At 47.0% G+C, this 13,504-nt stretch carries 11 protein-coding genes; all 11 read right to left on the bottom strand.

Features of this window, described 5'->3' with window-relative positions; all coding sequences use genetic code 11:
- Positions 1-56: 56 nt before the first annotated feature.
- The 11 genes from mutM to icd all read right to left on the bottom strand — a co-directional run bounded on the left by mutM (position 57) and on the right by icd (position 13,496).
- Complete coding sequence (gene mutM / locus ACM1ND_RS08690) at positions 57-887, bottom strand: DNA-formamidopyrimidine glycosylase (protein WP_023987925.1); 831 nt, start codon at positions 885-887, stop codon at positions 57-59.
- A 71-nt stretch (positions 888-958) separates the two neighbouring features.
- Positions 959-3,613: a DNA polymerase I gene (polA, locus tag ACM1ND_RS08685; protein WP_053325101.1), complete on the bottom strand. Its 2,655-nt coding sequence runs from the start codon at positions 3,611-3,613 to the stop codon at positions 959-961.
- A 177-nt stretch (positions 3,614-3,790) separates the two neighbouring features.
- The gene (gene phoU, locus ACM1ND_RS08680) at positions 3,791-4,450 is read right to left on the bottom strand and encodes a phosphate signaling complex protein PhoU (protein ID WP_023987923.1); all 660 of its coding nucleotides are present in this window, start codon (positions 4,448-4,450) and stop codon (positions 3,791-3,793) included.
- Positions 4,451-4,489: 39 nt separating this feature from the next.
- Positions 4,490-5,248, bottom strand: coding sequence for a phosphate ABC transporter ATP-binding protein PstB (gene pstB / locus ACM1ND_RS08675; protein ID WP_023987922.1), 759 nt, complete (start codon positions 5,246-5,248; stop codon positions 4,490-4,492).
- 127 nt (positions 5,249-5,375) lie between these two features.
- Complete coding sequence (locus ACM1ND_RS08670) at positions 5,376-6,500, bottom strand: methyl-accepting chemotaxis protein (RefSeq protein WP_023987921.1); 1,125 nt, start codon at positions 6,498-6,500, stop codon at positions 5,376-5,378.
- A 158-nt stretch (positions 6,501-6,658) separates the two neighbouring features.
- Entirely contained in the window at positions 6,659-7,390 is a 732-nt protein-coding gene (locus tag ACM1ND_RS08665) for a response regulator transcription factor (RefSeq protein ID WP_013309604.1), read from the bottom strand.
- A gap of 128 nt (positions 7,391-7,518) precedes the next feature.
- Entirely contained in the window at positions 7,519-9,321 is a 1,803-nt protein-coding gene (gene pnpS / locus ACM1ND_RS08660; RefSeq protein ID WP_279831360.1) for a two-component system histidine kinase PnpS, read from the bottom strand.
- Between the two features lie 120 nt (positions 9,322-9,441).
- Complete coding sequence (locus tag ACM1ND_RS08655) at positions 9,442-10,311, bottom strand: SDR family oxidoreductase (RefSeq protein WP_023987919.1); 870 nt, start codon at positions 10,309-10,311, stop codon at positions 9,442-9,444.
- Between the two features lie 208 nt (positions 10,312-10,519).
- On the bottom strand, positions 10,520-10,936 hold the full coding sequence (locus ACM1ND_RS08650) for a hypothetical protein (protein ID WP_023987918.1): 417 nt from the start codon (positions 10,934-10,936) through the stop codon (positions 10,520-10,522).
- Positions 10,937-11,242: 306 nt separating this feature from the next.
- On the bottom strand, positions 11,243-12,184 hold the full coding sequence (mdh, locus tag ACM1ND_RS08645) for a malate dehydrogenase (protein WP_028542892.1): 942 nt from the start codon (positions 12,182-12,184) through the stop codon (positions 11,243-11,245).
- Between the two features lie 16 nt (positions 12,185-12,200).
- Positions 12,201-13,496 carry an NADP-dependent isocitrate dehydrogenase gene (gene icd / locus ACM1ND_RS08640; protein ID WP_023987916.1) on the bottom strand — a complete coding sequence of 432 codons (1,296 nt, stop codon included), beginning with the start codon at positions 13,494-13,496 and terminating at the stop codon, positions 12,201-12,203.
- Positions 13,497-13,504: the final 8 nt, after the last annotated feature.

Genomic DNA, 13,504 nt, shown 5'->3' with positions numbered 1-13,504 from the left:
GTATTGGTACTTGGAACAATATATGAGAGGGATGGGCTTGGGGTGACTGTGCCTGTTTAGCGCAGAGGCTGGCAGACCGGACAATGATGTGTGCCACGTCCGGCTACGACAGATTTTTCGATCAATGTGCCACAGTTAATGCAAGGCTTCGCGTTACGTCCATAGATTTGCAATTGATGCTGGAAGTCGCCCGTTTTGCCCTGTCCATTAACGAACGATTTAATGGACGAGCCTCCAACCTGAATCGACGCACCCAGCGTGGAGACAATAGCTTCATGCAAGACATGAAATTGGCTATCCGTTAGGCTTTTGGCTGGCTGTGCTGGATGAATCCCCGCCTTAAACAACGATTCATCTACATAAATATTCCCAATGCCCACCACATATGACTGGTTTAACAGCGCTGCCTTGATCGAAGTCGAACGAGTTCCAACAGCGACACGCAGCATTTCGGGTGTAAAGGCCTCGTCCATCGGTTCCAAACCAAGCTTGTTCAGCGGCTTTTCCAGCAAATCCTGTCCTGCCGGAAATAAGTGCATCGTGCCAAACTGGCGCACATCCTGATAACGCAGCTCCGTACCATCTTTAAAATGAAAGATGACATGGGTATGCTTTTCCACAGGATCATGTTGCGAATACAATCCATATCGCCCTTCCATTCGAAGATGGGAGACCAACACCAGCCCGTCCAGCAAAATCCGCAGAAACTTTCCGCGTCTCTCCACCCCTGTAATCCGGTGATCGGCCAATTCCATCGCAAAAGCATGGATATCATCGGGCCGTTGAATGATCCGCGGTAAATTCACGGTGACATGATCTATATGTTTATCAACGATAAGCTCGTTTAGCGTTCGTTTAATTGTTTCTACTTCCGGTAATTCCGGCATGATGTCTTCACCTCACCCTATATTATAACGGAAGCAGCGTCAAATTGGGACTATCTACTCATTGAAATATCTTACTTGGCCTCATACCAATTGCTTCCATAGCTTACTTCGGCTTTGAGCGGCACAGCCAGCTTTAATGCAGCTTCCATGGTAGCCGGGACAAGCTCTTTCATCGTCTCCATTTCCTCAGGCGGAACCTCGAACACAAGCTCATCATGTACTTGGAGCAGCATTCTGCTGCGAAGATTACGTTCACGTAGCGCCTTATCCATCTGTACCATCGCCAACTTGATAATATCGGCAGCGGTACCTTGAATCGGCGTATTCATCGCTGTACGCTCAGCGAATGAACGCAGGTTGAAATTGCTGGCGTTAATCTCCGGCAAATAGCGTCTGCGTTCCAACAGCGTTTTTACGTAGCCGTCCCGCTTCGCATCCTTCACAATATCATCCATGTAACGGCGAACGCCTTGGAACACATCAAAATACTGGTCGATAAAGCGAGCCGCTTCCTTCCGCGTAATATTCAAATTTTGTGACAGACCATAATCACTGATTCCATAGACAATCCCAAAGTTGACTGCCTTCGCAGAACGCCGCATGTTGGAGTCCACATCTTCCGCTGCTACACCAAACACATCGGATGCGGTCTTGGTATGGATGTCCATATCGTGGACAAAGGCTTCCTTCAAACGTTCATCATCCGAAATATCAGCTAGCACCCGCAGCTCAATCTGTGAGTAGTCTGCCGCCAAAATAGACCAGCCCGGTTCGGACGGAACAAACACTTTGCGGATTTTACGACCCTCTTCAAGACGAATCGGAATGTTTTGCAAATTCGGAAATTGACTGCTCAAGCGTCCAGTTGCTGCAACCGTCTGCCGGAAATACGTATGCACCTTACCCGTTTTCTCCGAAATTTCTTTCAGCAATCCTTCGACATACGTCGATTGGAGTTTGGCAATAGTGCGGTACTGCAAAATATTTTGCACAATATCATGATAGGGGGCCAGCTTTTCCAATACCTCCGCATCGGTCGAGTACCCCGTTTTCGTCTTTTTAATGACAGGCAAACCCAGTTTATCAAACAAAATCTCACCCAGCTGTTTAGGTGAATTCAGATTGAACTCTACTCCGGCAATGCTGTAGATTTCACCCACCAACGTTGCAATCTGGGCTTCAAATTCTTTCCCCAAAGCGCGCAGTTCTTCTACGTTCACCAAGATGCCCTGCTTCTCCATATCCGCCAAAATGCGGGACAACGGCATCTCCAGCTCATGAAACAGCTTGTGCATTTCCGTTTTTTCCAGCTCCGCCTGCTGCACAGGCACCAAAGCTTCAATCACCGCTGCCTTACGCGCCACATGATCGGACAGTACATCCACGTCAGGGACTTTATATTTAGCTCCTTTGCCGAACACTTCTTCGTCTGGACGGATCGAAGACAAGCCATATTTGGCTGCCAATCCGCTCAATGTCTGGTTTGCATCGGTTGGGTCCAGCAAGTACCCTGCCAGTTGCACATCAAACTCGGCACCTGCAAACTCAATTCCATGCCAGTGTAAAGCCAAATCCGTTCGATGCAGATCATGACCGCGTTTTTTGCGTTCAGGGTCAGCAAGCCATGCGCGAATAGGTGTAGCTGCATCGCTTTGCAGTGCATCCAGTGTCATAAAAAATTGCTGTCCCGTTGCGGCAAATATCAGACCTACAATGTCAGCATGATGCGGATTATCACCATGCGTCTCAACATGCAGCACATCCACACGATCCAACACTTCTACCAATTCGCTAATCCGCTGCTCATCCAGCACTGTTACGTCAGCCTCGGCTTCCTCTACGTCTACCCCAGTACTTCCAACCTCACCTGAAAAGGATAAACGCTCCAGCAAGGACTTGAACTCCAGCTTCGCCAGAGCTGGCCCGGCCGTTTCTGCTTGCAGCCCGCCGAAGGCCACATCTTCCAGCTGCTTGTCCAACGTTACATCCCGATAAATGGTCGCCAAATCTTTGCTCATTCGCGCATCATCAGCATGTGTCTCTACACGTTCTTTCATTTTGCCCTTCAGCTCATTCGTGTGCGCCAGCACTTCTTCGACTGAACCGTATTGATGCAGCAGCTTGAGCGCTGTTTTTTCTCCCACGCCAGGAATACCAGGAATATTGTCCGACGTATCGCCCATCAGACCCTTAAGATCAATAATTTGCAGCGGCTTCAGGCCATATCGTTCCTGAATTTGCTCAGGTCCATACGTCTCCACCTCAGTAACCCCTTTGCGGGTCAAGCCGACTGTGACATGGTCTGAGGCCAATTGGAGCATATCCTTGTCCCCAGTCACGACCAGCACATTAAAACCGGCTTCGTCCGCTGTCTTGGACAGGGTGCCTATAATATCGTCCGCCTCATAGCCATCCAGTTCAAACTGGGCAATGCCGAAAGCGGTCAATAGCTCTTTCAGCAACGGAAATTGCTGAGACAGCTCTGGCGGTGTTTTCTCCCGTCCACCTTTGTAATCCTCGTATCCTTTATGGCGAAACGTTATTTTGCCGGCATCGAATGCAACCAGAATATGTGTTGGTTTGTGCTCCTCCAAGAGCCGCAATAACATCGTCGTAAATCCGTACACCGCGTTCGTCTGCTGCCCGCTCGAATTCGTTAACGGTGGCATAGCAAAAAACGCCCGGTAAATGATACTGTTACCATCTATAAGCATGAGTTTATCCATTTAGCACCTCGCAAGTTCATCAATGCATTCGTAACGTTCTTACGTTTTACGCATTCCTCTTCCTATCTTAACATACAAGACTCCTTTTTCAGAAAAAAACGGCTGCTTCCTAACCAAATTTGCCTTTTGCTCAAAGACAAGTCTGGGTCAGAAACAACCGCTATATACCTGAAAGCTCTACTGGTTCAAATCTGGTCTCTCCCCTGTCACGAGATATACAGTACTTTCACCGATATTCGTAGCATGGTCACCAATTCGTTCAATGTATCGTCCTACAAGCAGTTGCAGCATGGCTTGTGAAGCCTCTGCCGGCTTTTCTACCATAAAGGCGTACAGATCGCTGATCATGTGGCTATACATGGAATCCACACGATCATCCTCTTTGGCCATTTTGTAGGCCAGATCTGTATTTTCATCCAAATAGGATTTGATCGCATCATCTATCATTTCTTTAACAATGGAAGCCATGTGCGGAATATCCACCAGAGGCTTAATGATCTGCTGCCCTTCCAAACGAAGTGTCACCTTGGCAATATCAAGTGCCAAATCGCCCATTCGTTCCAGATCACTGGAAATTTTAAATGCAACAATGATCCGGCGCAAATCCTTCGCTACCGGTTGCTGGGTAATAATGAGCTTGGAACCCATATCGAGAATATTCTCTTCCAGCGTATTGAGGGATGCATCATTTTTGACCACCTGCTGAGCCAATTCTATATTTTTGGTCTGCAAACATTCAATGGCCTGATCGAGCGCCTTCGAAACGTGTGCACCCATTTCGCGCAGTACGGCTCTCAGCTCATCTAACCCTTCATCAAAACCTTTTCTACGTATCATTTCGAAGTCACCCCTTCTGGCATATTCATCTGGTAGGCTTTAGCCAAATCGCCCTGAAATATAATCTTCTGTACGTGAATCTTGCGGCGTGGAAAACATCGTCTCTGTATCCGCCGCTTCCACCACAACACCATTTAAAAAGAACGCAGTTCGACCGGACACACGCGCTGCCTGATGCATGTTATGCGTCACCATGACGATGGTATATGTGTCTCGCAATTCCTGAACCAGTTCTTCAATTTTCATCGTGGAGATCGGATCTAGCGCAGATGTCGCCTCGTCCATAAGCAAAATATCTGGCTGTACAGCAAGCGCCCGGGCAATGCACAACCGCTGCTGTTGTCCACCGGACAAGCTCAGAGCTGAACGCTTCAGAAAGTCCTTGACCTCTTCCCAGAGTGCCGCCTGCCGCAGGCTTTGCTCGACCAATTCGTCCAACTTGTCCTTTTGCCGAACTCCATGCAGACGTGGGCCGTAGGCCACGTTATCATAAATCGATTTGGGAAATGGGTTAGGCTGTTGAAAAACCATTCCTACCTGCTTACGCAGAGTTTCTACTTCCATAGTATCGCCGTATATATCCTGACCTGCGATACTCACGGTGCCTTCAATACGCGTTCCCGGTATCATGTCATTCATCCGGTTCAGCGTACGCAGCAGGGTCGATTTGCCGCAGCCGGACGGCCCGATAAAGGCAGTTACCGTTTTTTCAGGAATATCGAGGTTTATATGTTTCAGCGCGTGAAATTTCTCATAATATAAATTCAGCTTATCAATCCGGATTACGGAATCATTCATGGATTTATGATCTCCTTCGTGTTGCAGTTATGATCCTCAAGCATTGCACCTGATTTGCACAATATGAAGATTATATAAGCTGTGTGTAAATTTAGTGTGGTGGATTTGTTAACGGTATGTAAAATGATCAAGAACTTAGCATGAGTTCAAGCTCCTGTGCAATTTCGGCTGCATTCAAAGCCGCTTCCTCTGCGGAATGGGACATTTCGCTGTTTTTGGCTTCAATTTCATCGACAGCCTGCAATAGTTTGGCAAAAGTTTGTGTTCCAGCAGAAATATATTGAGAGCCTGTATGAATCTGCTGCATACTCGTATCCGTCAGTTCAGCAGTGTCACGCAGCATCTGCTCGATATGGGTGAGTAAGCCTGTAATCTGCGTGGAAAAAGCTTTCGTCTGGAGTGACATATTCCTCACCTCCTGAGACACAATCTGGAAGCCTCGTCCGTGTTCGCCAGCATGCGCCGCTTCAATGGACGCATTGATCGCCAGCAGTCCGCTTTGATCTGCCAGTGCACGAATGGATGAGGCCATGCCCGCAATGTCATTCAGCGATTGGGTCAACGCCGTCATCTGCTCATGCTGGCGCTTCATTTGCTCCGTGACCGCACGATAGGAGAGCAAAACATCCTCCAATTCTACTTTGCCACGGCGGGATAATTCACTCATTGAGCGGGTTAGCCGCACACTGTCATCGGCCTCTTTAGCTGCATCCAGCACAGTCAGCTGAATACGCTGGACTCCGTCATAGCTATGCCGAATCACATCGCCCCGCTCTTCGTCCGCTTCTCTTTGCATTCGCTGCACGACGGACAGGATATCACGAATCGTGAGTACGCCGAGTAATCGTGTGCCTTCCTTAATCAACACACAATCGTAAAAACGCTGTTCTTCACGCAACATCGCCAATTCCACAATGTCCGATGCCCGGCTTTTTAAATCCACAATTAATGTATCGGGGTCGGCAAATATGGCCGCAGGCTTGTCATAGAACAACGCCGCAGCAAATCTGCCCGTAAAATGGCGATTGTACGCATCTCTCATAATAATGCCCAGTGGAAGATCATTTTTATCCACAACAATAACACAAGGTATATCTTCCTGTGTTTTCATAAGTGCTAACAGTTCTTTACAAGACATGTCCGTACCAATGATCGGAACCTCCCGGCATGGCACATAGGTAGTAATCGGCTTGTATGCTTCACGTTCAATCACGGCAGTGGAACTCGGCTGGGTCTTTGGTTCCGTTATCATCGTTCTGAAGTCCCCTTTTTTTAACTACTTGGAGTGACGGGAACATCATATCGGTCATTTGTTGATTCTAGCGACTAGTTTTGTTAATGAAATGTAAAATCACGAAATGGACACAAAAGCGCCGGAAACTGCTTTGGACAAAGAAAAACGCTCCTCATTTATAATAAATGAGAAGCGCTTCTTTTTTTATTTACAACCAGCTTGTACCCCACTCCACGGATCGAATCAATATGAACCGAGTCGGGATCTAGCTCCAGCTTTTTACGTAAGGAACTGACGTGCACATCCACGGTCCGTTGACCGCCAATGTAGTCAAAACCCCAAACAGCATTCATCAGATCATCTCGGGTCAATACCACACCCGGCTTGCGGGACAAATAAAGAAGCACCTCAAATTCCTTTGGTCTGAGGCTGATGGACTGACCTCCAAGAATGACTTCATATTTTTCGGGGTAAATCTCCAGCTCGCCCAATTGAATTTTGGAGCTATCTTTCTGATCAGACAACACTCCTTCATCCCCGCCGGAAGTTCTTCGCAGCACAGCCGTCACGCGGGCCAACAGCTCAGAAACGCCAAAAGGCTTCGTGATGTAATCATCCGCACCCGACTTCAGCCCTTGAACAACCTCTGCTTCACCGTTTTTGGCCGTTAAAATAATGATAGGCGTCGTCAGCCCCTGATGGCGAAGTCTGCTCAGAATGTCCAGTCCGTTCATTCCCGGCAACATCAAATCCAGCAGGATCAAATCGTAGGACTCTCTGGAGGCTTTCTCAAACCCGGCACTGCCATGATCCTCCGTGTCCACTTCGAAGCCTTCTTGTATCAAATTGTAGGATAGCAATCTGGCAAGCGTTGGTTCATCCTCAATAACCAGCAAGCGTTGTCCCATAAATAACTTCATCTCCTGTTTACCTGTTAAAGGCGCATTGGTCAAAATCCTGAAACCTTTTCCATACTCATGCGACACCCGTTTATTTTATCACGGCATTGTTAACAGAATGTAAAAAATGTTCTAGTTCATTCTTCCTGTTGCAATAGTGGTAATTCAACTGTAAACGTGGTACCCAATCCAAGCTCACTTTCCACCGAAAGGGTGCCATGATGCAAATCGACCAAGTGTTTGACGATCGACAATCCCAGCCCCGTTCCGCCAGAGTTGCGCGAGCGTCCTTTGTCCACCCGGTAAAAGCGCTCAAAGATACGTGGCAGGTCCTTCTTCGGAATTCCAATACCTGTATCACTGACTGTAAATACGACCTTTTCCGTGTCATTCTCCCGCTGTATCGTTAGAACCTTAATCTTTACCTTGCCACCATCAAGTGTATAGTTGATGCCATTAGACAAAAGGTTCAAGAAAATCTGCTGAAGCTTATCTTCATCTGCCTCCATAAACAACTCATCCGGGATATCCATGTGTAGCGTAATTCTTTTTTTGGCCGCAACATTGTTCAGTTTTTCCAGCAATGAATCTATGAACGACGAAACGTGCACCGGCGAGCAATCCAGCGGAGAACGCTTGGATTCAATTTTGGATAGCTCCAGAATGTCACCGATCAGCCGATTCAATCGTTCGCTTTCATCATATATAATTTGCAAAAATGAGCGGGCCGTTTCTTCATCTTTAACCCCGCCACCGAGTAACGTCTCGGCAAAGCCCTTGACCGCGGCAATCGGTGTTTTTAGCTCATGAGAAACGTTAGCCACAAATTCACTCCGCATATTTTCCAACCGTCGAATGGCCGTAATATCCTGTAAAAGGAACAGCATCCCGCGGTATCCGCCTTCATCCTCATACATCGGGACACCGTCCAGCAACACGAGTCTCTCCTCGGGATTGTACAAATGAACCTCACCATGCAACCTCTCTCTGCTTTGTATGCTGCCCTCAATTAGCTTTGTGAGCTCATAGTGCTTTTTCAACTCATGATACGGCTTGTCCGTCACCCGTTTACCCACGACACCAAGCATTCGCTCAGACTCACGGTTTACAAGCGCAATACACTCACTTGCATCAATCATTAGAATTCCGCCTGTCATATTACTCATGACGCTCTGGAGTAGATCCTCATTGTCGCGTATCGTTTTCATTTGGTCTTGGAGACTGTCAGCCATACGATTAATGGCTTCACCCAGTTGCCCTACCTCATCCCGGCGCTGTACACCGACTCTTGCGTCATAATCCAGCCCTGATATGCGGTTGGCTACCCCTGTAATATGTTCAATGGGCGAGGTGAGGCTGCGAGCAATACGATAGCTCACCAATCCAGCAGCAATAAACAGCAACACAAGACCAATCCCGATGGCCGTCCAGCCGCGCCGTACTCCCTCCTCCACCGCTTTCAGGCTCATAGACAAACGGATATACCCATCAAAGCCCTTGTCCGATACAACAGGTTCAGCGACGTATAGCATGTTTCGTTGCAGAGTTTCGCTGTAGCGTATTGTCCGACCGATTCCTTCCACCGTGGCTTGCCGTATTTCATCACGAGATGCGTGGTTTTCCATCTTACGAGGATCACTTAACGAATCGCCAACCACCGTCCCGTCCTTGCGAATGAAGGTCACCCGCGATTCCGTCAGACGAGCAATTTCTTTCGCCTTTTGAGAATAATAAGAGACATAATCCGTACTGGACAGGGCATCTGCATTAACAAAAGGGAATGTAGCCCGAAGAAGGTCAATCTCCCGTCCCATGTTCTCCTCTAGCACCTTCATATTCGAATTTTTAAAAATTTGTCCCATCGTGATTCCAGCAGCAAGGACAGATACGCCAATCAAAATCAGCATGATCAGGGTAAGCCTGAAACGAAACGATTTCATAAAATATGCCCATCCTTTATGTAAGTTAAGTCTCATTCTACAGGCTACCTTCATTATGTTCCACTGTGAAAAGAAAAAAAGGCTAGGGCATAACACGCCCCCAGCCTTTCCTTTATCCTCTTATCCGTTTATAACTTCACCGCCGTTGATATGAATAACCTGCCCGCTTACATATGAAGAATCGTCTGAAGCAAGGTACACATAGGCTGGCGCCAATTCTTCCGGCTGACCCGGACGCTTCATTGGCTGTGCTCCTCCAAACTCGCTGACCGTCTTGGCATCAAATGTAGACGGGATTAACGGCGTCCAGATTGGCCCTGGTGCTACAGCGTTCACCCGAATACCTTGATCCGCCAAATTGAGTGAAAGGGAACGAGTAAAGGATGTGATTGCCCCTTTCGTCGATGAATAATCAATGAGTGTCTTGTTCCCAGCGTACGCGGTAATCGATGTTGTGTTGACGATAGTGCTTCCTTTCTTCAAATGCGGCAATGCTGCTTGCGTCAGGAAGAACATACCAAAAATATTCGTACGGAAAGTACGCTCCAACTGTTCTTTGGTAATATCCTCCAGCTTTTGCTGTGGATGCTGCTCTGCCGCATTGTTCACAACGATGTCGAGCTTGCCCAGCTCGTGAACCGTCTGTTGAACCGCTTTTTTGGCAAATTGGTCATCTCCGATATCGCCAGGAATCAACACACATTTGCGTCCCTCCTGCTCTACCTGACGTTTTGTTTCTTCCGCGTCCTTGTGTTCATTCAAGTAAATGATAGCTACGTCCGCACCTTCTTTGGCATACGTGACAGCTACAGCCCGTCCAATTCCACTGTCTCCACCAGTAATAAGTGCAACTTTACCTGTTAGCTTGCCAGCAGCTTTGTAAGTTGGTTTTTCAAACTGGGGTGCAGGCGACATTTTGGACTCAATCCCCGGTTGCTGGTCCTGATGCTGTGGGGGCAAGGTTTGCTGAGGTTGGTTACTTTTAGGCATTGTACATTCTCCCTTCAAAATCAGATATTTTTTAGGATGCAACATTTGCATCCACTCTACTCCTGATTTACCACACAAAGTTATTCGTTAAACGAAAAATGTAGTTATTTGAGCGCACAAAAAAACGACCTATGCTTATTCAGCACAGACCGTTTTTTCAATTTAGCATTTGTCATCATTCGATTACAGGCTCTCACCAAATGCATAATTAAATAATATGGCTGTATACCATTAAAAACGTAATTAAAATCAGGAAGACGGCAAGCAGCGTACTGAACATTCGCATTTTGCCAGCGTATTGCGTAATAGGCTGTTGGCTACGAATCGCTTCCAGCGACAGCCGTAACGGCTTACCCATGGCTCCCGCGATACCAGAAATGGCGAGAAACAACAGCAAAACGACAACGATCCATGCTACCGAATAAGAACCCCAGGGAAAAATCATATAGATACCGCTAACAAGCACAAGGATCAGTGCAAATTGAGCCAAACGGTTCAATAGCTGAACAGCCGATATCGTTCCCTCCTGCACGCTAGGAGCCAATTTGTCGATTTTGCCCACAACGAAGGGGAGCAATAAATAAAAACCCATTGCCAGTGATCCAATAATGTGAATAAAAAACATTCTTTACAACCTCCATTTCTTTGTTTTCTTACAAACTTTTTTTCCATAGAACGATCATATTCCAACGAATGACTACCATCTTTTCAGTGTTTTGGGACATGCTTTTCTATGTCAGGATTTTGCAAAATCCTCATGTAACTATCAATACATATGAACTCTATTATACCGGGGAAGTGGGTCAAAGCAAAGGAATACAGAAGAAAACGAATAGATTACTTAAAAGTAAAAGAGGTGTCCAGCGGCCATGACTATGGCTTGGGGACACCTCTTCAAGTAAAAGTATACCGTCTTAGTAGAAAATTGAATCTATACGGTAACTATTTTAATCACACTGCGGACCGATTCGGCGGATTGATCGAGCGCTGCTTTTTCTTCGGCTGTCAATTCCAACTCGAACACTTTTTCGATGCCATTGCCGCCAAGAAGTGTCGGTACGCCAAGGAATAAATCCTGATAGCCGTACTCTCCCTCCAGGTATGCAATGACCGGAATAATCCGTTTTTTATCTTTTACAATCGCTTCTGTCATTTGTGCAAGCGAAGCTGCCGGAGCATAATATGCGCTACCATTACCCAACAGATTAACGATCTCTCCGCCACCGCCGCGTGTACGTTGTACGATTGCTTCGATACGTTCCTGCGAAATCAGGGTTTCGATAGGTATACCTCCAACGCTGGAATAGCGTACCAGGGGCACCATATCATCACCGTGACCACCCATAACGAAGCCGCGCACGTCTTCGACAGAAACGTTCAGTTCTTGTGCAATAAAGGTACAATATCGCGCTGTATCCAGCACACCTGATTGGCCAATAACCCGATTTTTCGGGAACCCAAGCGTTTGATAGGCAGTATAGGTCATAGCATCTACCGGATTACTCAGAATAATGACGATAGAATCCGGCGCATACTTCTTCACGTTCTCACAAACGGATTTTACAATTCCTGCGTTCGTATTTACCAAATCATCACGGCTCATACCCGGCTTGCGTGCAATCCCGGCTGTAATAATGACGATATCCGAGTTAGCTGCATCCTCGTAATTGGAAGTGCCCGTGATCTGGCTGTCAAATCCCTGTACCGGACCGGCCTCCAAAATATCAAGCGCCTTGCCTTTGGTCGGATTCTCTAGTTGCGGAATATCGATGAGTACGATATCACCTAGCTCCTTTTGAGCCAGCAGCAATGCGGTAGTGGCACCGGTAAAACCGGCGCCAACAATGGATATTTTTTTACGTTGAATGGACAAGTGGTATTCCCCTTCCTTACAGGTTACTAATAATGGTATCTGCGAACTCGGAGCATTTCACTTGTGTAGCACCATCCATCAGACGAGCAAAGTCATAAGTTACAATCTTCTTATTAATGGACGTCTCCAGCCCTTTGTAAATCAGGTCAGCCGCTTCTTGCCAACCCAAGTGTTCAAGCAACATTACGCCCGACAGAATTACGGAACCAGGGTTCACTACGTCTTTGTCGGCGTATTTTGGAGCTGTACCATGTGTAGCTTCAAAGATAGCATGCCCTGTTACATAGTTAATGTTCGCACCTGGCGCAATACCAATTCCACCAACTTGGGCAGCAAGAGCATCGGACAGATAGTCCCCGTTCAGGTTGAGCGTAGCAATCACATCAAATTCAGAAGGACGAGTCAGTACTTGCTGAAGTGCAATATCAGCAATCGCATCCTTGATAATGATTTTGCCTGCATCTTCAGCTGCTTTTTGAGCTGCATTCGCCGCATCCTCACCGTCTTTTTCCTTGATTACATCATATTGGGCCCAAGTAAATACTTTATCTGCAAATTCTTCCTCAGCCACTTCATAACCCCAGTTTTTGAAGGCACCCTCGGTAAATTTCATAATGTTACCTTTGTGTACGAGCGTTACACTCTTGCGTCCGTGGTCAACAGCATACTGAATGGCAGCCCGCACCAGACGCTTTGAACCCTCGGAAGAAACTGGCTTAATGCCAATACCAGAGGTTTCAGGGAAACGGATTTTGTTCACACCCAGCTCTTGTTGGAGGAACTGAATAACCTTTTTCACGTCTTCAGACCCTTCAGCATACTCGATCCCCGCGTAAATATCTTCTGTGTTCTCACGGAAAATAACCATGTCTACCAATTCAGGACGTTTCACTGGAGAAGGAACACCGTTAAAATAACGAACAGGACGCAGACATACGTATAAATCCAGTTCTTGACGCAATGCCACATTCAACGAACGGATACCACCGCCAATAGGTGTCGTAAGTGGTCCTTTGATGGCTACAATATACTCACGGATGGCTTCCAAAGTATCGTTAGGGAGCCATTCGCCGTATGTATTGAAAGCTTTCTCACCAGCGAATACTTCATACCAGGCAATCTTTTTGCTGCCGTTATATGCTTTTTCTACAGCTGCGTCCAGTACGCGTTTGGAAGCTTTCCAGATGTCGCGACCCGTGCCGTCACCTTCGATAAACGGAATTACCGGATGGTTCGGAACCTGTAGTTGACCGTTATCAATCGTAATTTTTTCGCCTTCAGTTGGGAGCTCAAACTTTTCAAATTTCGCCATAAGTTCCT

The sequence above is a fragment of the Paenibacillus sp. JJ1722 genome (genome assembly GCF_048282685.1).
GTDB lineage: Bacteria > Bacillota > Bacilli > Paenibacillales > Paenibacillaceae > Paenibacillus > Paenibacillus polymyxa_B.
Note: the sequence above shows the minus strand (reverse complement) of the source record. Positions and strands in the feature narration are given on the sequence as shown.